The 20,721-nt window shown below is 69.0% G+C and carries 10 protein-coding genes; all 10 read left to right on the top strand.

The genetic code is table 11. The features are described 5' to 3' along the window. The first annotated feature begins 12 nt into the window (after positions 1-12). From ACFCYE_RS11985 to ACFCYE_RS11940, 10 genes are read left to right on the top strand one after another with little or no spacing between them, the layout of a single operon-like run. The gene (locus ACFCYE_RS11985) at positions 13-4,659 is read left to right on the top strand and encodes an Ig-like domain-containing protein (RefSeq protein WP_376178982.1); all 4,647 of its coding nucleotides are present in this window, start codon (positions 13-15) and stop codon (positions 4,657-4,659) included. Between the two features lie 51 nt (positions 4,660-4,710). Continuing rightward, entirely contained in the window at positions 4,711-5,682 is a 972-nt protein-coding gene (locus ACFCYE_RS11980) for an AAA family ATPase (RefSeq protein ID WP_376178980.1), read from the top strand. After that, entirely contained in the window at positions 5,682-6,944 is a 1,263-nt protein-coding gene (locus ACFCYE_RS11975) for a DUF58 domain-containing protein (RefSeq protein WP_376178978.1), read from the top strand. The genes ACFCYE_RS11980 and ACFCYE_RS11975 overlap by 1 nt, the downstream gene beginning before the upstream one ends. Further along, positions 6,941-9,322: a transglutaminaseTgpA domain-containing protein gene (locus ACFCYE_RS11970; RefSeq protein WP_376178976.1), complete on the top strand. Its 2,382-nt coding sequence runs from the start codon at positions 6,941-6,943 to the stop codon at positions 9,320-9,322. The genes ACFCYE_RS11975 and ACFCYE_RS11970 overlap by 4 nt, the downstream gene beginning before the upstream one ends. Then, a complete protein-coding gene (locus tag ACFCYE_RS11965) occupies positions 9,319-10,650 on the top strand; it encodes an RDD family protein (protein ID WP_376178974.1) in 1,332 nt (443 codons plus the stop codon). Before ACFCYE_RS11970 ends, ACFCYE_RS11965 begins: the two co-directional genes overlap by 4 nt. An 8-nt stretch (positions 10,651-10,658) precedes the next feature. Further along, positions 10,659-11,462, top strand: coding sequence for a PP2C family protein-serine/threonine phosphatase (locus tag ACFCYE_RS11960; RefSeq protein WP_376178972.1), 804 nt, complete (start codon positions 10,659-10,661; stop codon positions 11,460-11,462). Then, positions 11,459-12,910 carry an FHA domain-containing protein gene (locus tag ACFCYE_RS11955; protein WP_376178970.1) on the top strand — a complete coding sequence of 484 codons (1,452 nt, stop codon included), beginning with the start codon at positions 11,459-11,461 and terminating at the stop codon, positions 12,908-12,910. Before ACFCYE_RS11960 ends, ACFCYE_RS11955 begins: the two co-directional genes overlap by 4 nt. Then, entirely contained in the window at positions 12,907-14,553 is a 1,647-nt protein-coding gene (locus tag ACFCYE_RS11950) for a serine/threonine-protein kinase (protein WP_376178968.1), read from the top strand. Before ACFCYE_RS11955 ends, ACFCYE_RS11950 begins: the two co-directional genes overlap by 4 nt. A gap of 4 nt (positions 14,554-14,557) precedes the next feature. Next, positions 14,558-16,042 (top strand): RDD family protein, encoded by a 1,485-nt coding sequence (locus ACFCYE_RS11945; protein WP_376178966.1) that lies wholly within the window; start codon positions 14,558-14,560, stop codon positions 16,040-16,042. 52 nt (positions 16,043-16,094) lie between these two features. Then, positions 16,095-20,627, top strand: a complete 4,533-nt coding sequence (locus ACFCYE_RS11940; protein ID WP_376178964.1) for an FtsK/SpoIIIE domain-containing protein — start codon at positions 16,095-16,097, stop codon at positions 20,625-20,627. Positions 20,628-20,721: the final 94 nt, after the last annotated feature.

The raw sequence follows: 20,721 nt of genomic DNA, 5'->3' as shown, positions 1-20,721 counted from the left end.
CATGACTGGAGTGTGAATTCTGCGCCGGAGCCGAAGCGTAAGAGCGTGTTGGCGGTGGAGGCGGGTGGCACGGTGTCGTACAACGTGTTGCCGGATTGGATCGACCCCGACGGCGACGACGTCTACCTCCAGGCCGTCGTGCCCGCGACTGGTGATGAGGTCGACTTCACCACCGACGGGCAGATCACCTACCGCGCCGTCGCATCCCCACCGGGACGCTACGAGCTGCAGGTGATCGTGGCCGACGGCTCGGGGGAGCAGTCCACGGGGACGATCCAGCTCGATGTGCGCCCCGTCGGATCGACGCTGCCGAAGACCAACGCCGATCACATCGTGACGACCGTCGGGTCGCAGGTCACGGTCGCGCCGTTGAGCAACGACACCAGCTCGAGTCGTGAGCCCTTGCGCCTCACTCGTGTCGAAGAGCGTGCGGGCACGACGATCCTCCCGGACTATCCGAACAAGACGTTCACGTTCTCGGCACCCGCCGTGGGCGTCTACTACGTGCAGTATCACGTGACCGCTGGAGTGCCGGCCGCCGTCGGGCTCGTGCGCATCGACGTGCAGGAGCCGACGCAGGAGGACCTCGCCCCGATCGCAGTGCGCGACGTCGCCCTGCTCCCGACCGGCGGCGAGGCGCTCGTCGGCGTGCTGAACAACGACACCGACCCCGGTGGCGGCGTTCTCGTCGTGCAGTCGGTGACGGTCGAGCCCGGCAGCGGCGTCTCCGTCTCGGTGCTCAACCACGAGACCCTGCGCATCGGCGATCAGGGCGGACTCGACGACCAGGTGCGGATCAAATACCGCATCTCGAACGGCACGAAGACGGCTGAGGGCGATGTGGTCGTCATCCCGATTCCCGCACCGGACAAGCTGCTCCCGCCGGTCGCGAACGACGACACGGTGGTCGTCCGCGCCGGCGACGTCGTGACGATCCCGGTGCTGGACAACGACACGCACCCCAACGATGCGGCGATGCACGTCGAGCCGGAGCTGGTGGAGCCGTTCATCGACCCGGAGGACGGCGAGGCGTTCGTCTCCCAGGATGCGGTCCGATTCCGTGCTGGTCCTGAGGCGAAGACGGTCTACGCCACGTACAACGTCGTGGATGAGAACGGCCAGGTCGATGCCGGCTACATCACGATTCAGATCCTCGCGGTCGACGAAGAGACCAATGCGGCCCCTCGGCCGCGGGACGTCACCGCCCGTACCCTGAGCGGGACGACGACGAACATCGCCATCCCGCTGGACGGCATCGACACCGACGGCGACTCCGTCGAACTGCTCGGCTTGGACTCGAACCCGAAGAAGGGGCTCGTCACGGTCGAGGGGAACTACCTCGTCTACGAGTCTTTCGAGGACTCCACCGGCGTCGACACGTTCACGTACAAGGTCCGCGACAAGCTCGGCAAGGAAGGCACCGCGACCGTCCACGTGGGCATCGCGCCCAGCGAAGAGGTCAATCAGTCGCCGTACGCGGTGAAGGATGCCGTGGTCGTGCGCCCGGGCCGCGAAGTGGCCGTGCCGGTGCTGGCGAACGACTCCGACCCGGAGGGCGACAAAGTCGCGCTGGTGAAGAACGGCCTGACGCTGCCGGACAACGTGACCGGTCTCGACGCGCGCGTCTCGGGTGATCGGGTACTGGTTCAGGCGCCGGATGCCGAGGTGGAGACGTCTCTGCAGTACACGATCGTCGATGAGCGCGGGGCCGAGGCGAAGGCTGTGGTCCAGGTCACCGTGGACGAGGACGTGCCGCTGCTGTTCCCGATCGCGCGTGATGACCGCGTGAAGTCCACGGACATCACGGAGGAGCCGACGTTCGACGTCGACGTCCTCGCGAACGACGAGGATCCTGACGCGACGACGGACGCGTTGGAGGTCGAGGTCGAATCCGGTGGCACGATCCTCGATGACCGCAAGATTCAGGTCACGATCGGTGACACCGCGCAGGTGATCCGGTACACCATCACGGACGAGGACGGCCAGGAGAACGCGGCATTCATCTTCGTGCCTGCGCGCTCCGACGTGCCGCCGGTGATCGAGGCCGGCAAGTCGATCGAGGTCGTCAGCGGTGAGACGGTGGAGATTCCGCTGGCGGAGTACGTGACGGTGTCCGGTGGTGGTCAGGTCGTGATCACGGAAGCGGAGAAGGTGAGCGCGTCGCATGCGAACGGTGCGAGCCTGATCAAGGACGAGCGCACGCTGGTCTATACGTCCGCGGATCGGTACTTCGGATCGGATGCGGTGTCGTTCGAGGTGACGGATGGGACCGGACCGGATGATCCCGAGGGGACGAAGGCGACGCTGTCGATCCCGATCACGGTCCTCCCGCCCGCGAACCAGCCGCCGACGTTCATCGGGGGGCAGGTCAATGTGGCTCCGGGTGAGGCGGCCGCATCCATCGACCTGGCCGAGTTGGCGGAAGATCCGGATCCGGAGGACAAGGGCAAGCTCTCGTTCGATTACGTGAGCGGTGCGGGTGAGGGCATCTCGGCGCGCATGGATGGCACGAAGCTGCTCGTCGAGGCATCGTCCAACACCCCCAAGGGCACAGCAGCTACGTTGAAGGTGCGCATCACCGACGGGCATACCGACCCGATCGAGGGGGCGGTGATCGTGACGGTCTCGGCTTCGACCCGTGACCTCCCGACGGCCGTCACCGACACGTTCGAAGAGGTGGATCAGGGCGAGACGATCACCGTTCCCGTGCTGCAGAACGACTTCAACCCGTTCGCGGGCGAGGGTGAACTGCGACTGATCTCGGCAGAGCCGGAGAGCGGCGAGGGCGAGCCGGCGATCGTTGGAGACAAGATCGAGGTCACCGCGGGCAAGGACTACGTCGGCACCGTCACGATCCGCTATCGCATCGGCGACATCACGGAGGACCCGGATCGTGAGGTGGACGGGAAGATCGTTCTGAAGGTGCAGGGTGTTCCGGATGCTCCTGGCAAGCCGACGGTGTCGAGCGTGCAGGACCGTAAGGTGGTGCTGTCGTGGTCGCCTCCGGCGAACAACGGCGCGAAGATCGACGGGTACACCGTGCGTTCGGTACAGGGCGACGCCTATGAGAAGCAGTGCTCCTCGACGACGTGCACCCTGGACGGTCTGACGAACAACGTGAAGTACCTGTTCCAGGTCACCGCGACGAACCGCGTCGGTGACTCCGAGCCCTCCCCGTCGTCGGCCGAGGCGCGACCGGATGCACGTCCGGACACTCCGGCGGCTCCGACGCTGGTGTTCGGCGACAAGGAGCTGAAGATCGCGTGGAAGACGCCGTCGACTCCCGGGTCTCCCGTGCAGTACTACACGCTGGAACTCTCCGGCGGTGTCGGTGCGGGTCAGAAGACGAACATCACCGGCAACTCCTACACCTGGGCTGGCCTGGAGAACGGGTCCGAGTACACCGTTCGCATCCGTGCCCACAACCTCGCACCAGAGCCCTCCAGCTGGAGCGGACCGTCACTCGGCGAGATCCCCGCCGGACCACCCGCTGCCCCGGCCGCGCCGACGTCGAGTCTGCTGTCGCCGGTCGGCGACCGCGCGCAGATGCAGGTGTCCTGGGTCGCTCCGTACAACAACGGTGACGCGATCGACGGGTATCAGCTGCAGGTGCTGCGCGGTGGCAGTGTCGTGCAGACGATCGCAGTCGCGGCGGGCAAGACGTCCCAGGCGGTCGTCGTCGACACCTCCACGACCGCGTACACGTACAAGGTCCACGCGCAGAACAAGGCAGGCTGGGGCGCCTGGAGCGATCCATCAGCGCCGCGCCGGGCCGCGATCAAGCCGGGCACGCCGGGGACGCCTTCGGCGACGGCGGGCGATCGGATGCTCACCGTGGACCCGAACACGTATCGCCTGTCGGAGTCCCAGCTCAATGGAGCATCCGCCAGTGAGGTGCGCTACGACTACAGCCTCAACGGCGGTGCCTGGCACGTCAACGGCAACGACGCGGGGTTCAACTGGGACGGAACCCACATCTCGTTCCTGCAGAACGGCACGGCTTACACCGTGCGCATCCGCGCCGTATCCGTTGTCGACGGCGTGGAGTACGTCTCCGACCCGTCGGGGTCGTCGGCAGCCCAGACACCCTTCGGCATCCCACCGCAGCCGAATGCTGCTGCGGTGAACAACGGAACCACGGTGACGTTGAGCTGGAGCACCAACGGCGACAACGGGGCCCCGATCACGACCGAGATCAACATCAACGGCGGCGGGTGGCAGGCGGTGGCCAACAGCGGCGCCACGACGACGGGCAGCGCCTACTCGACGACGCACGCGATCGACGTCCGCGTGAAGAACAAGGCCGGTTATTCGACGGTCGCGTCGGCATCCGCCCGTACGAACGATCCGCCGCCTCCGCCGCCTCCGCCGCCCGCGCCCCGCGCGTGGGTCGAGAACGGTGCGTACGTCGGCAGTTCTGACTGCTATGACGGCTGCCACCGGTTCAACCTCAACACGAATGAGACGTTCCCCTACGGACAGCACACGGTCGGGTGCTCGAGCACGCCGTTCGGAGACTCGTGGCGCACGTACAGGCTCACTTTCGGGGCGAACGCCGACTTCGACCTGTCGTGCCATCACGGAGACCTGACCAGGGAGCCACCCCACCAGGTCTGGGTCACTATCGATGGCGTCGCATATGAACGCAGAGACTGGTAGCGCCCGGCGCCTGCCCCCCGCATCCCCACCTCCCCACCTAAGGAAACACTCATGACGATGACACCCGAACAGGCGGCCTGGTTCCAGGGCACCTTCCATCGCCTCGTCGACAACATCGACAAGGCGTTGCAGGGCAAGCGCGAGATCGTGAGCCTCGTGCTCGCCTCGATGCTCGCCGAGGGACACGTGCTCCTGGAGGACGCACCCGGCACAGGCAAGACCAGCCTCGCCAAGGCCCTCGCGGCGACCGTGCAGGGTACGAGCGCGCGCATCCAGTTCACGCCCGACCTTCTTCCGTCCGACGTCACCGGCGTCACGATCTACGACCAGCAGGCGCACCGGTTCGAGTTCCACAAAGGCCCGATCTTCGCCTCGATCGTCCTGGCGGACGAGATCAACCGCGCATCGCCGAAGACGCAGTCCGCGCTGCTCGAGGTCATGGAGGAGTCCCGCGTCACCGTCGACGGCGTCACGCATGAGGCCGGTCGCCCATTCCTCGTGATCGCGACGCAGAACCCTGTCGAGCAGGCCGGAACATACAAGCTCCCCGAGGCGCAGCTGGACCGTTTCCTCATCAAGACCTCGATCGGCTACCCCGACCTCGCCGTGACCGAGAGCATCCTTGCCGGGGCATCCGACCGCAACCCGTCTGCGAGTCTGTCCGCGATCATCACCACGAGCGCGGTCGCCGACATGGCCGATCTCGGTGCCACGGCCCACGTCGAGCCGGCCGTGCTGCGCTACGTCGCCGAGCTCACCGAGGCGACCCGCAACGACAACAGCGTCCGCCTGGGCGTCTCCGTCCGCGGCGCCATCTCGATGGTCCGCATGGCGAAGGTGTGGGCAGCGGCCCATGGGCGCCACTACGTGCTTCCGGACGACATCAAGACGCTCGCGCACGCCGTGTGGCAGCACCGCCTGCTGCTGGATGCCGAGGCGGAGTTCGCCGGCACGACCGCTGACGTCGTGATCGCCCGCGCGCTCGAGTCCGTCGCCGCGCCCCAGGCACGTACGGCGGCGTGATGACATCGGAGACCGTACCCGTCGTCCCGCAGACGACCGCTCGCGATGCCGACTGGCGTGATATCGCGGCGGTCATCGGCGCGCGTGCGTTGACGCGTCTCCGCCTGATCCTCTCGGCCGTCCGCCCGCTGGCGTGGGTGCTGATGGGCCTCGCACTCGGGCTCTGGATCATCGGGCAGGTGTTCGGCTGGTGGGAGCTGACCGTCGCCGCCGTCGTCATCGCGGTCACGGTGGCCTTGTGCGCGCTGTTCCTCATCGGCCGCACGGAGTACGACGTCGCCCTCGACCTCGCCCGCACCCGCGTGGTCGTGGGAGAGCGCGCCGTCGGAGGCCTCACTCTCGCCAACAACAGCGATCGGGCCATCCTCCCCTCCCGCGTCGTGCTTCCCGTCGGCTCCGGCCGCGGTGAATTCGGCATCCAGCGCCTCGCACCGGGCGACCAGGCCGAGGAGCTGTTCGCCATCCCGACGCAGAAGCGCAGCGTCGTCAAGGTCGGCCCGGTCAGTGTGGTCAGGGGAGATCCGCTCGGTCTGTTCGAGCGCGCACACAACCGCGACGAGCCTGTCGACCTGTACGTGCACCCCAAGACGGTGCTGTTCGACGGGCAGTCGCTCGGCTTCCTCCGGGATCTGGAGGGGATGCCGGCGTCGGATCTCTCCCGCGACGACGTGTCGTTCCACGCGCTTCTGGAATATCAGCCCGGTGACGATCTGCGGCACGTGCACTGGCGTTCCACGGCACGCACCGGCGTCATGATGGTGCGCCAGTTCGAGGAGACCCGCCGTTCGCACTTCGTGATCGGACTGTCCCGCAACACCGCCGAGTACGCCGAGGACGAGGAGTTCGAGCGCGCCGTCTCGATGGCCGGCTCGGTCGGCCTTCGGGCGCTGCGCGATTCGCAGCGCGTCGACCTGCGCGTGCAGGGTCGCGAGCTCCCCGCCGGCACCGGAAAGCAGCTGCTCGATTCCCTCTCCACCGTCGAGTACTCCAAGCCCAAGGACGGCGGGATCACCCAGCTCGCCGGCGTTCTGTCGGCGACGATGGCGCTCGCGAGCTTCGTCGTGCTCGTGACGGGGTCGAAGACCCGCACGGAAGACCTCCGTGCGGCGTGCTCCCGCGTCCCGTTCGGCGCCCGCTCACTCGCGATCGTGGTCGATCTGAAGGCTGAGAACCCGACGCTGCGTCGCATCGGCGACGCGGATGTCGTCACGGTCGCCGCTCTCGAGCAGCTGCCCATCGCCCTGCGGAAGGTGCTCGCATGACGTCCGCCGACCCCATCAGCCCTCGGCGCCTGGCCGTCGACCTCACGGCCTCCGCGCTGCTGCTCGGCGTCGCGGTCGTGGGCTTCTGGCCCACGTTCGCCGGTCCCAGTTATCTGCCGGCAGCGATCGGCGCCGTGGTGCTCGGCCTCGCCATCGCCGCCGTCAGCGCGTGGCGCCACTGGGGCATCCTCATCATCGCCGGGCTCACCCTCGGGACGTACTTCGTCTTCGGTGGAGCGCTCGCGCTGCCGCACACAGCCATCGCCGGGTTCATCCCGACCATCGACACCCTGCAGCGCCTCGCCATCGGCATCGTCACCTCCTGGAAGCAGCTGCTCACGACCGTCGCCCCCGTCGCGGCATCCGACGGCCACCTCATCGTGCCGTTCCTGCTGCTGCTCGTCGCGAGCGTTCTGACCGGCACCCTCGCGCTCCGACTGCGCAACGGCGGCTGGGCGCTGATCCCCGCGGGCGTCGCGGTCATGTTCGGCATCGCTCTCGGCGTGCCGTCTCCTGCGGCGCCGATCGTGCAGGGCGTCGTCTTCGCGCTGGTCAGCATGGGATGGCTCTCGCTGCGTCAGATCTGGGCGCCGCAGAACGCCGCCGTCTCCGTGAGCGAGATCGACCCCGCACGCGCGTCGCACATGCGCTGGCGCCGCGTCGGTGCCGGCGCCGCCGTCCTCGTCGTCGCCACCGGGGCCGGTGTCGCGACGAGCGCCGTCGCCGAGCCCTACGAGCCGCGGCACGTCTTCCGCGACACGATCATCCCGCCGTTCGACATCCGCGAGTATCCCAGCCCGCTGCAGTCCTATCGGAAGGTCGTCCGCGACCTGCTCTCGGAGACGCTGTTCACCGTCCAGGGCCTGCCAGAGGGATCGAGGATCCGCCTGGCTGCCATGGACGACTTCAACGGCCAGGTCTACAACGTCTCGGATGCCGGCAACGGTTCGTCCGGCGCCTTCACCCCGCTGCGCGGCAACATGTCGGTGGATGCCGAGGGCGACAGAGTCACCCTGCAGGTCGAGATCGGCGAGTACGACGACGTCTGGATCCCCATCGCCGGCCAGGTGAACGAGTTCTCCTATACGGGCGACCGTGCCGAACAGCTGCGCCGCTCGACGTATTACAACGAGTCCAGCGCGACCGCGATCAGCACGATCCCGCTGACCGCGGGCGACGCCTACACGCTCGAGACGACCGTGCCGGTGGAGCGCGATGACGACAGCCTCGCCGAGGCCGAGTTCGGCTCGGTGACGATGCCCAAGCAGAGCAACGTCCCCGAAGAGCTCGCGAACCTCGCCGCTGAGCAGACCGAGAAAGCCAAGACGCCGATCGAGAAGGTCGCAGCCCTGGAGACATTCCTGGCCGAGGGCGGGTTCTTCAGCCACGGCCTGAAGAACGAGGTGATCTCGCGCGCCGGGCACACGTCCGAGCGCATCTCGACCCTGATCGGCGGCGATCAGATGATCGGCGACGACGAGCAGTACGCCGTCGCCATGACGCTCCTGGCACGAGAGCTCGATATCCCGGCCCGCGTGGTGATGGGCTTCTATCCGGACGAAGAGGATGCCGCGAAGGCGACGTTCGCCGCAACCGGTGACGATGTGCACGCCTGGGTCGAGGTGAACTTCGCCGGTCACGGATGGGTGGCGTTCGACCCCACGCCGCCCGAGGACAAGGTCCCCAACGACCAGAACACCAAGCCGCGAGCCGACCCGAAGCCGCAGGTGCTGCAGCCGCCGCCCCCGCCGCAGGAGCCGGTCGATCTGCCGCCGACACTGCCGGATGACCGCGAAGCCGAGGAGGACGACTTCAACCTCGCGGGTCTCATCGGCACGATCCTCGCGATCGGCGGCATCTCGCTGGGCATCATCGCGCTGCTCGCGTCGCCGTTCATCGTGATCGGCGCCTGGAAGGCGGCCCGCCGCCGGTCGCGCCGCGCCGCGGAGCGCACGAGCGACCGGATCAGCGGCGGCTGGGACGAACTCACCGACCGCGCCGTCGACTACGGGGCGCGGATCACACCTGGTGCCACCCGCGCCGAAGAAGCAGGGCAGGTCGTCGAGAAGATCGCGGTGCCGGCGGTCACGGTGCTCGCTCAGCGTGCGGATGCCGAGGTGTTCGGCCCGACCGATCCGACGCCGGATCAGGTCGATGCGTTCTGGAAGCAGGTCGACGAGATCGTCATCGGCCTCAGCAAGGACGCCGGGTTCTTCACACGTCTGAAGGCGCGTCTGAGCCTTCGATCACTGCTCAAGGACGCGTCCGTCACGACGCGCTTCCAGGGCCTCAGGGATGCCGCGACCGCGCGTGTTCGCCGAGAACCTGGCACCATCGACAAGAACAGTTCACCCACATCCGAGAGCGAGAGCGCATGACGATGCTTCCCTTCGGGCAGATCGCCCCGACTTCCCGTCGTGCCGTCGCGTACGTCATCGATGCGCTGATCGCCGGTGGGCTGGGCATCGTGCTCAGCGGCATCCTCGTCACCATCGCCGTGCTCACCGGCTCGGCGGAGGGCATGCTGCTGGTCCTCGCGATCGGCCTGCCGGTCGTCGTCGCCCTCGAGCTCGCTTGGTTGCTGATCTACACCTACATGCAGAACGGCACCGGTTCCATCGGCATGCGCGCACAGGGCGTGCGGCTGGTCGACGCCGCGAGTGGCGACTCCATCGGGTTCTGGCGCGCCCTCCTGCGCAACGTGATCTTCGGTCTTGCCGCCTCGATCGTGGTCGGCTACTTCACTCCGCTGTTCGACGGCTCAGGACGCTATCAGGGCTGGCACGACAAGGTCGCGAAGTCGGTCATCATCGACGCGCGCGCGTCCGCTCCCGCCGCCCCGCCGACGCAGGCGGTACCGGTCGCGCAGTCGTTCGGGCAGGATTTCGCCGGACAGCAGCTGTCCACGCCCGGGTATCCGGCGCCGTCGGGGCATCCCGCACCGCCGCTTCCCTACGGCGCCCCGGCGCCGGCCCAGCCGTCGTATGCGGCGCCCGCTGCTCCCGTGTCCGATCCGTTCGCCGCTCCTGCTCCGTTCGCCGCTCCTGCTCAGGCGACTGAGGCTCAGGAGTCGGCCGAGGCGCTCGACGAGACGATCGTGCCACCTCGTCCGCCCCTGCCCGTGACTCCGACTCCTGCGCCGCCGCTGCCCGCGGATTCCTCGCTGATCGCGTTCGTGCCGGGCATCACGCAGGACTCGCCGGTGCGCCCCGCCGCGCCGTCGGAACCGGCACCCGCTCCCGAATCGCCGGCCACGACGGCGGTCGAGCCCACGCCAGAGCCCGCGCATGTCGAAGCGCCGACGGCCGAGACACCGGCTGCACCGGAGTCCTTCGTTCCCGGTGAGGAGGATGATCTCGAGCAGACCCGGATCAGCATCCCCGGCCACCGGCTCGTCTTCACATGGGACGACGGCACACGCGTGTCGGTGTCGCGTCGCACGATCTTCGGTCGCAATCCGGCCGCCGAGGACGGAGCAATCACGGTCCCCGTGCGTGACGAGACCCTGTCGCTGTCCAAGACGCACTTCGAGGCGGCGGCCGAGATCTCGGGCGGCTGGCTCATGGATCGCAGCTCGACGAACGGAACCGTGATCATCCGCGACGGCGTGCAGATCACCTGCCCGCCAGGTGAGCGCGTCGGCATCAAGCTCGGAGACGTGATCTCGATCGGCGACCGCATCGTCACGGTCGGGGGATACGAATGATCCCGTCCATGATCGTGTCGACCGGATCGGCGACGCACGCGGGCAACCGGCGCCCCCTGAACGAGGACTCGCTGCTGGCGAGCACTCCGGTGTTCCTCGTGGCTGACGGCATGGGCGGACACGAGGCCGGTGAGTGCGCGAGCGCGGCGGTCGTCGAGGAGTTCTCCCGTTTCGTCGGCAGGCCCGACCTCACGCTCGACGACGTCAGGACCGCGCTCAGCCGCGCCCGCTCGGCCGTCGACGCGCTGTCCACGACAGGAAACGGCCGCGCGGGCACGACGCTGAGCGGTGCCGTGATCGCCTCGGTCGACGGGATGGGCTACTGGCTCACTCTGAACATCGGCGATTCCCGCACCTACCGTCTCGCTACCGGCGAGCTCGAGCAGATCAGCGTCGACCACTCGGTCGTCCAGGAACTGATCGACTCCGGCGAGCTGACGGCCGCTGATGCCGCGACCGACCATCGGCGCAACATCATCACCCGTGCGATCGGTGCCGGCAGCACGGGTGAGGCGGACTACTGGATGTTCCCGGCTGAGCTGGGGGACCGGATGCTGATCTGCTCGGACGGGCTCTCCTCCGAGTTGGACGACGTCCGCATCCGCGAGATCCTCATGACCGAGCCGGACCCCCAGACGGCCGCAGACGTCCTCGTGGATGAGGCCGTCCGTGCCGGCGGACGCGACAACGTGACGGTCGTCGTCGCTGACGCGGTGCTGGTCGCGTCCAAGCCGGGACGTCCGCTGCAGGCGGACGACGACATCGACGCGGACACGCGACCGAGAGAAGCCGCCGCAGGAGGGATGCGATGATGCACACGATCTATCGACCGGGCCAGTGGAGCACACTGGTCGCCTCCGGGGCGCTCGTCGCTCTGCCGTCGGATGCGCCGCAGACGCTCGTCGAGACGCTCTGGGATCGGCTGAACGCCGAACGAACGCTCGCCGCCGTCGTCGATGCGATCACGGACAGCGTCGGCGGATCCTTCTCGGCCATGCCGCCGTTCGTGGCCGTCGTCATGGAGGGTGCGAACGCCCGCGTCGCCGTACGAGGCGACATCGCGGTCGACGTCACCGGCGCCGATGGTGAGCAGTCGCTGTCGGGCGCCGATGTCATGACCTGGAGCGAGCGCTTCATCCCCGGCGCTTCTCGGGTCGTCCTGAGACTCGAGGATGCCTCCGACGCGCCGGCGCTCCCCGTCGTCGGCGGTGTCGTGCGCGCCGCCGAGGTGGCCGCGGACATCGAGCCGACGGACGGCGCCGCAGACGCGCAGGCCGGCGCGGCGCCGGCGGATGCGGTCGCAGCCGAGCGAGCGGCCGTGGTCGGTGCTGCCGCAGGATTCACGGGTGTCGCGCAGGCGCCGCCGCCGCCGCCGGCCGCGATCGCTGCGGAGGATGTCGAGGCCGCCGTGCCAGCGGATCCGTCCGTCGACGAGGTGCACGACGACGCCGACGCCGACGCCGGCAACGAAGACGTCATCGGCACCGCAGCGGAGGAGACCGTCGCGCCGGAGCCGCAGAGCACAGCGGTCGATCCGACCGAACAGGGCACGGCCACCGAGCCCGAGGTTTCCGAGCCCGGCGCTGCCGAGGCCGCGGCGTCCGAGCCCGAAGTTTCCGAGCCCGAAGCCTCCGAGCCCGGCGCCGACGCATCCGAACCGGAGCCCGCGTCGTCCCAGGACGTCAGCGGCGAGACGCTCGTGCCGACCGATCAGACGCTCGGGTCCGACTTCGACGAGTTCCAGCAGCTGTTCGGAGACACCGTGCACTCGGCTCCGTCGGCGCCACCGGCGGCGCCCGTCGAGGGCGACCACGATGGCGCGACGATCTCGGTCGCCGAGGCTCGTGCTCTCCGGGGCGAACTCCCCCCGGTGCCACAGCTCGAGCCGGAGGCTCCGACCGCGTTGCTGCCGACCGTCGGCAGCGGGCGGATCCGGGTGTCCACCGGACAGGTCGTCGCACTCGACCGCACCGTCGTGATCGGCCGTCGGCCTCGGGCGCCGCGCGCATCCGGCGCGAGCCTGCCCCATCTGATCGCGGTGGAGAGCCCTCAGCAGGACATCTCCCGCAGCCACCTCGAGATCCGTCCGGAGGGCGACACCGTCGTGGTGATCGACCTGCACACCACGAACGGCTCGACTCTGCTCCGTTCGGGGGCGGACCCGGTGCGCCTGCACCCCGGCGAGCAGACGCTCGTGCTGAGCGGTGACGTGATCGACCTGGGGGACGGCGTGACCGTGACCTTCGAGGACCTGCCGTGAATCGACCCCCCTCGTCGCCACCGGCGCTGCCGGGCTTCACGTATCTGGAGCCGCTGGGCACCGGTGGCTTCGCGGACGTCTACCTGTACGAGCAGCAGCTGCCGAAGCGGCGCGTCGCCGTCAAGGTGCTGCTCGCCGACCGCATCGCGAGCGGCTCCGTCCAGGAGTTCACCGACGAGGCGAACGTCATGGCGATGCTCTCCACGCATCCCGCGATCGTCACGATATACCAGGCCGGCGTCGCGGGCGACGGACGCCCCTACCTCGTCATGGAGTACTGCCCGCGGCCGAATCTGCAGCTGCGCGCGCGTCGCGAGCCGTTCTCTGTCGCCGAGGCGCTGCGCGTCGGCATCCAGGTCGCCGGTGCGGTCGAAACGGCCCATCGTGCCGGCGTGCTGCACCGCGACATCAAACCGGCGAACATCCTCGTGACGGAGTACAACCGACCGGCGCTGACGGACTTCGGCATCGCGTCGACGACCGCCGCGATGTCAGAGGCCACCGGGATGTCGATCCCGTGGTCTCCGCCGGAGTCGTTCGGCGATCCGCCGCAGAGCAACACGCGCTCGGACGTCTGGGCCCTCGGTGCGACGCTCTACACGCTGCTCGCCGGACGTTCGCCCTTCGAGCGCGCCGGCGAGCGCAATTCCAGCGCCGATCTGATCGAGCGCATCGAGCGCGCACCGCTGCCGGCGCTGGGCCGTCCGGATTCGCCGGCGAGTCTGCAGCGCGTCCTCGAGCGGGCGATGGCCAAGAACACCGCCGATCGCTACCCCAGCGCGGTTGCGTTCGCGCGTGCGCTGCAGAAGGTGCAGATCGAGCTGTCGCATTCCGTGACGCCCGTCGACATCGTCGACGACCACCCGGTCGAGCAGATCGAGGATGACGACGACGGTCTGACGCGCGTCCGTCAGGTCGTGAGCATCGACCCGGATGCCGGGTCCACGCGTCCCTCCGCGCTGACGCAGCCGTTCGCACCTGGTCCGCTCGGGGCCCCTGGACCGTCCGCGGCATCCGGGATGCCGGTCTTCGACTCGCCCGCTGCGGCATCCGCGTCCGACGCGACCGTCGTGCGAGGACCGGCGACGATCGAACCGCACCCCGCGGCGTCCGCGTCTGCGGATGACCGCACCCTGCTGCGTCCGCCGCGTGTGGTGGCGCCGGAAGCGGCCGCCGGGGCGCCGGGCGCGCCGCAGGCCGCATCGACGGAGGGCGACCCGAAACCGCGTCGCAGGACCGCGCTGATCATCGGCGCCGTCGTCGCGGGTCTCGTGCTCGTCGCCGGCGCGATCGGGGGGATCTCCCTCGTCGCGAACACGTTGAACGCTGCTCCCGAGCCGGAGGAGACCGAACAGGTCGTCGATCCGAAAGAGGTCGTGACCTCGGTCGTCCCGCGTGTGACAGAGCTCGCCGGAGCCCGCAGCGGCAGCCAGGTCACATTCACCTGGACCAACCCGGAGCCGGAGGAGGGCGACTACTACATCTGGGAGCAGGTCGTGCTGTCCGGTGAGTCGAGTCCTGAGAAGGCGAACGAGCCGACCGTGACCTTCGCGCCGCAGGCGACGGGCGAGACATGCGTGGATGTGTCACTGGTCCGCGCGGACGGGCGCGCATCCGCGTCCGTGCGGGGGTGCATCCGATGAGGGGATGGAACGCGACGGCATGATCTGGGAGATCGACGACAACAAGCCGAAGATCGAGGGGCTGGACGCCGTCGGCCGACCGGACCCCGAGTACGCCGCCGCGCTCGGCCTGCTTCGTGCGCCGTTCGGCCGCCGCAGCCTCGCTCTGGTCTGCGACATGGCGCTGTGGACGCTGCTGCAGCTGCCGCTCTGGCTCGGGGCGGTCCCGCTGCTGCTCAAGCTGGCGACCGGGGCGATCTCGCCCTACGGATTCGTCAATCATCCGAGCTTCGTGATCGCAGTGGTCATGGCGGGCGTGACGACCTTGTTCACCCTGGTCTTCCTGGTCGTGCAATGGATCATGCACGGCCGCAAGGGCCGGACGATCGGCAAGGCGATCGCGGGCATCCGGAGCGTCAACGTGCGGACGCTCGAGCGGCCGGGCGTCGGACCCGTGCTGCTGCGCTTCGTGATCTTCGCCGCATCGGGACTCGTGCCGGTGGTGGGGCCGGCGCTGCTGCTCAGCTCGCCGACGTTCGACCCTGAGCGCCGAGGCCGTGGCCTGCACGACAAAGCGACCGGCGTCTGGCTCGTAGACGCGCGTCGCGGGCTGAACCCGTACGACGAGAAGCGCATGCGCGTGGCGCGCAAGATGGTCAAGGCGGAGCCGACGAAGGGACGTTCCGCGCTCCCGTCGCTCGCTACTCATGCCACCCAGGGGACGCAGTCCGCGTACCGACCGGGTAACCGGATCAGTGCCGGCGTGCTGGGCGTCGCCCGTCCGCACGCGGCGAATGAGCGCCCCGAAGTCGGTCTGTCGCTCGCGACCCCGCCTGCGGAATCCGCCCCGGTCGAGACCGGCAAGCCGGTGCTCGGCGGGTATCGCAAGACGGACAGCGACTCGGCATCAGCGCCGTCGACATCGCCTGCCCTGCCCGCCCCTGCCGCGCCGCCTTCGCCCGCTCCGGCCTCGCCCGCTCCGGTGAGCCCGCCGATCGGGATGCCGCAGCCGAGCCCCGCGCCGCAGCCGAGCCCGGCGCCGCGGCCGAGCCCCGCGCCACTGTCCGCTCCGCAGCCGACGCCCCCGCAGGCGCAGCGACCGGCTCCGGCCGCTCAGCCGACCCCCCAGGCCGCTCAGCCCGATGAGCGGGCGCAGCCCGCGCCGGCGCCGCAGCGCATGCCCGCGGCGCGCTTCGGGCTGCGGCTGGACACCGGCGAGAGCATCCTGGTGTCCGAACCCGTCCTGCTCGGGCGCAACCCCGATGCGGGCGACCACCCCGGTGCCCGACCGATCGCCCTGAAGGACGACAGTCGATCTCTCTCGAAGACGCACCTGCTGGTGCGACCAGTGGACGGCGGGCTCGAGATCGTCGACTGCCGCTCCACGAACGGATCGGGACTGGTCAGGGCCGGCATCGAGTACGCCGTCGCGGCAGGGGTGCCGGTTGTGACGACGGACGGCGACATGATCCGGCTGGGCGACCGCGTGGCCGCCGTGGTGCGGGTGTGACGGTGAGCGAACAGAAGCGCGCTGGCGAGCCCAGCGGGATCGAGGAACACGCATGAGGCTCAAGCTGACCCTGCACCGCCCTGCCGGCGACCCCGTCGACATCGTGATCACCACGGACTCCACAGCCACGGCCGGAGACGTGGCGCGTCACGTCGCCGCGGCGGACCCGACACGGTCGACCCCGGTCTCCGAGGGGGATGTGCTCACGCTGGCCGTCGCTCCGCCCACGGGTGAGCGCCTGGTGCCGCTGCAGCCGGATGTGCCGATCGGCGAAGCGCCCGTCGGTTCGGGGTTCGCGGCCTCCATCATCAACTACGGCCCCGACTTCGCCGCGGCGAACCGACGCGAAAGCGCGGGCGTGCTGGTCGCGATCTCCGGAGCGCTGACCGGCCAGGAGTTCCCGATCAGCTCCGGTCACGTGTTCGTCGGACGTGACGCCGACAACGACGTGGTGCTGTCGGATCCGATGGTGTCCAAGCGGCACGCCCGGCTCGAGGTCGGTGCGCACATCGAGGTCGTCGACCTGAACTCCGCGAACGGCGTGCTGGTGGACGGCGTCGCCGTGCAGCGCGTGCGGGTCGAGGAGGGCGAGCCGTTCGTGATCGGCGGCACCACGCTCGTGCTGCGCCTCGCGCGATCGTTCGACGGCTCAGCAGCCGAGGATCCGGTCATCGAGCGCGGCGGCGGGCTGCTGTTCAACCGCAGTCCGCGCGTCGAGGTGCGCTACCCCGGCACGAAGTTCAAGCCGCCGCGTCTTCCCACCGAGAAGATCGGCAAGATGTTCCCGTGGCCGATCCTGGTCGCGCCGATCCTGATGGGATTGGCGTTGTACGCGTTGAACGAGAATCCCCGTTCGCTGCTGATGGTCGTCATGACGCCGCTGATGGCGCTCGGCAACATCATCAATCAGTCGGTGCAGAGCAAGAAGAGCACCAACCACGAATTCGTCCTGTTCGAGCGGCAGTACGAGCAGCTCGAAGAGGACTTCTTCCGCGGCAAACCTGAAGAGGAGCTGGCCCGCAACGCCGAAGCTCCACCGGTGGCCGAGGTGTTCGACCACGCCATGCGACTCGGACCGCTGCTGTGGACGAGGCGGCCGGAGCACTGGAACTTCCTGGGCCTGCGGCTGGGCGCCTGTCGGCTTCCGGCGCGCAACAGCATCGACGAAGCCGACGCACCGGACGGCCTTCCCGAATTCATCGACCGCATCGACGGGCTGCGCGAGCGATACCGGTACGTCGACGACGTGCCCGTCTACGAGGCGCTCGCCGACGCGGGCTCGATCGGCATCGCCGGCCCGCAGGGACCTGTCGCCGACACGATGCGCGGGATCGCGGTGCAGATCTTCGGCATGCACGCCCCGAACGACGTCGTCGCGGTCGCCTTCAGCGATTCGTCGTGGACGCCGGAGCTGGACTGGCTCAAATGGATGCCGCACACCTCCAGCGAGCGCAGTCCGTTCCGGGATGTGGCGCTCGCCGACTCCGCGCCCACCGGAGCCGCATTGCTGAGCACGCTGGAGGAGTACGTCGCCCGTGCCGCGGCGGCCGAGGGCGCAGGCGAGCCGCGCGGCCCCTTCAAAGAGGATTGGAATCCCCTCCTGTACGGCACCGACGTGTCGCGGGCGGCCGGCGAGCACAAGAGCACGCCGCGGGTGTCTGTCATCGTCTTCGTGACCGGTGACGCCCCTGTCGACCGCGGTCGCCTCACGGATGTGCTCGAACGCGGCGCCGACCATGGCGTGCACGCGGTGTTCGTGTCACCGACCGTCGAGTCCCTGCCGGCGGTGTGCCGCAGCTACATCGACGTCACGACGGGACTCGAGGACGCCCACGTCGGCCTTGTCCGCAACGGCGAGAACTTCGAGCACGTCCGTGTGGAGGGCGTCTCGAACGCCTACATGCACATGCTCGCCCGGCGCCTCGCGCCGGTGGTCGACGCGAGCACGGTGGTGCACGATTCGTCCGATATCCCGACGGCGGTGATGTTCCTCCAGCTCGTCGACCCGGCGATCGCAGAGGATCCGCGGGTCGTGATCGAGCGCTGGCGGCAGAACAACACGATCCTCGACCGCTCTGCGAATCCGAGACCGCGGATGAAGAAGTCCGGCACGCTGCGGGCGATCATCGGGCAGGGCCCGAGCGACGCCATGGCCCTCGACCTCCGAACGCACGGGCCGCACGCCCTCGTGGGCGGAACGACCGGTGCCGGTAAATCCGAGTTCCTGCAGGCCTGGGTGCTCGGAATGGCCGCGGCGCACAGCCCCGATCGTGTCACCTTCCTGTTCGTCGACTACAAGGGCGGATCCGCGTTCGCGGACTGCGTCGAACTGCCGCACTGCGTCGGACTCGTGACGGACCTGAGCCCGCACCTGGTGCGGCGCGCCCTGACGAGCCTCCGCGCCGAGCTGCAGCACCGCGAGCATCTGCTCAACCGCAAGAAGGCGAAGGACCTCCTCGAACTCGAGAAGCGTCAGGATCCGGAGACGCCTCCGGCGCTCGTGCTCGTGATCGACGAGTTCGCCGCGCTGGCGTCCGAGATGCCGGACTTCGTCGACGGCGTCGTGGACATCGCTCAGCGAGGGCGCTCTCTCGGCATCCATCTGATCATGGCCACCCAGCGACCTGCCGGTGTCATCAAGGACAACCTGCGGGCCAACACCAACCTGCGGATCGCGCTGCGCATGGCCGACGAGGCCGATTCGCGCGACGTCGTGGACGACCCCATCGCGGCGAGCTTCTCACCGGCGATCCCGGGTCGCGCGATCGCCAAGACCGGCCCAGGGCGACTCGTGCCGTTCCAGTCCGCCTACGCGGGTGGCTGGACCACCGACGACGACGGCGCCGTCGCCGAGGTGCGGGTCTCCGAGCTGCGCTTCGGCGCCACCGGCGAGTGGGAGGCGGACGGGCTCGCCGAGTCGGACGTGCACGAGGAGGACCTCGGACCGAACGACCAGAAGCGCATCGTCTCGACGCTGATCCGCGCGAGCGAGACCGCCGGCCTGCCGCGACCGCGTCGTCCGTGGCTCGACGATCTGCCGCCGCTCGTCGATCTGAGCGATCTGCCCAATGACGGCGACACGCGCATCCCGATCGCGCTCGTCGACGTTCCGGAGAAGCAGCTGCAGCAACCGGCGGTGTTCTCGCCGGACCGCGACGGCTCACTGGTCATCTACGGAACCTCGGGTTCGGGCAAGTCGACGCTGCTCAAGACCATCGGCACTGCGGCGGGCATGCGACCCGACCTGGGCCGTGCGCAGGTGTACTGCCTCGACTTCGCCTCCGGCGCGCTCTCCGCGCTCTCCGCACTTCCGCACGTCGGCTCGGTCGTCGACGGGGCGGATGCCGAGCGCATCCAGCGACTGCTGCGCACGCTCGATCGGGAGATGGATCGCCGTTCGGCGGCGTTCGCGACCGCCAGCGCCGGCTCCGTGCAGGAGTACCGCGAGCTCGCCGACCCGAACATGCCGCGCATCGTGCTGCTCATCGACAACTACCCGGAGTTCAAGAAGGACTGGGAGATGGCGCCCGGCCGCGGGCCGTTCTACCGCATCTTCATGCGCATCCTCGGCGAGGGTCGGATGCTGGGGCTGCACGTCGTGATGACCGCAGACCGCGGCAACGCCGTTCCCAGCGCCGTGGCATCCAACATCTCCCGCCGCGTCGTGCTGCGCATGGGAGACCCGAGCCAGTACATGCTGCTCGGCGTTCCGCGCGATGTGCTCGACGAGCAGTCGGCGCCGGGGCGCGCGGTCATCGACGGACACGAGGCGCAGATCGCCGTGCTGGGCGGTACGTCCAACGCGGTCGAGCAGACCAAAGCACTCGCGGCGCTCGGCGACCGCCTGCGCGAGCAGGGCGTCCGCGACCTGCCGGAGATCGGGGCGCTTCCGACCATGGTTCCGGTGGCCGACATGCCGGCCCAGGTCGACCGGCTGCCGGTGTTCGGCGTCGCGGACGACACGCTCGCGCCTCGGGGTTTCGAGCCGATCGGGTCCTTCGTGGTGTCCGGCCCGCCCGAATCGGGCAAGACGAACACGCTCAAGGCCCTCATCGTCGCGATGGAGCGCTTCGATCCGAACGTGCAGCTGTACCACTTCGGCAGTCGCAGGGCCGAGCTCAAGGACTTCCGTCCGTGGGTGCGCAGCGCAACGAAGGCCGAGGACGCGAAGGACCTGGCCACCGAACTGGCGGAGCTCGTCGTGAGCGACGCGCAGCGTCAGCGGATCATGATCGTGATCGAGGAGATTCCTCACCTCGCAGACGGCCCGGCCGATCGTCCGATGCGCGCGCTGCTGCAGGCGATGAACAACAGCGACCACCTCCTGGTCGGCGAGGCGGAGATCACGCGCGCGAGCGGAAGCATCGGCGTCCTCGGCGAGTGGAAGACCGGCCGCCAGGGCATCGTGCTCAAGCCGGACACGTATGACGGCGAGTCGCTCTTCAAACTGCCGTTCGGGCGCGTCAAGCGCAGCGACTTCCCGATCGGACGCGGCATCTTCGTGCAGGCCGGTCGTGCGGTGACGATGCAGATCCCCTTCGTGGCGGATATGCCGACCTCTCGTCGACCCGATGGGCAGAGGTGACATGGGTACTTCTCCCCGTTTGCCGGGCGAGCATCGTTGGCTAACCTCGTCGTAAGAGGCCGAAACGGCCTGAAGACGACAAACGCTGGGAGGC

Origin of the sequence: Microbacterium sp. NPDC056234 (genome assembly GCF_042267585.1) — a bacterium.
In the GTDB taxonomy this organism is placed as follows: Bacteria; Actinomycetota; Actinomycetes; order Actinomycetales; family Microbacteriaceae; genus Microbacterium.
The sequence above is the reverse complement of the archived record's forward strand: the minus strand, read 5'-3'. Positions and strand labels throughout refer to the sequence as shown.

Excerpts from the sequence above, each read along its gene's own strand:
- ACFCYE_RS11970 (WP_376178976.1), top strand. The coding sequence starts at position 6,941 with ATGACGTCCGCCGACCCCATCAGCCCTCGGCGCCTGGCCGTCGACCTC.
- ACFCYE_RS11965 (WP_376178974.1), top strand. The coding sequence starts at position 9,319 with ATGACGATGCTTCCCTTCGGGCAGATCGCCCCGACTTCCCGTCGTGCC.
- ACFCYE_RS11975 (WP_376178978.1), top strand. The coding sequence starts at position 5,682 with ATGACATCGGAGACCGTACCCGTCGTCCCGCAGACGACCGCTCGCGAT.
- ACFCYE_RS11980 (WP_376178980.1), top strand. The coding sequence starts at position 4,711 with ATGACGATGACACCCGAACAGGCGGCCTGGTTCCAGGGCACCTTCCAT.
- ACFCYE_RS11960 (WP_376178972.1), top strand. The coding sequence starts at position 10,659 with ATGATCGTGTCGACCGGATCGGCGACGCACGCGGGCAACCGGCGCCCC.
- ACFCYE_RS11945 (WP_376178966.1), top strand. The coding sequence starts at position 14,558 with ATGGAACGCGACGGCATGATCTGGGAGATCGACGACAACAAGCCGAAG.
- ACFCYE_RS11955 (WP_376178970.1), top strand. The coding sequence starts at position 11,459 with ATGATGCACACGATCTATCGACCGGGCCAGTGGAGCACACTGGTCGCC.
- ACFCYE_RS11940 (WP_376178964.1), top strand. The coding sequence starts at position 16,095 with ATGAGGCTCAAGCTGACCCTGCACCGCCCTGCCGGCGACCCCGTCGAC.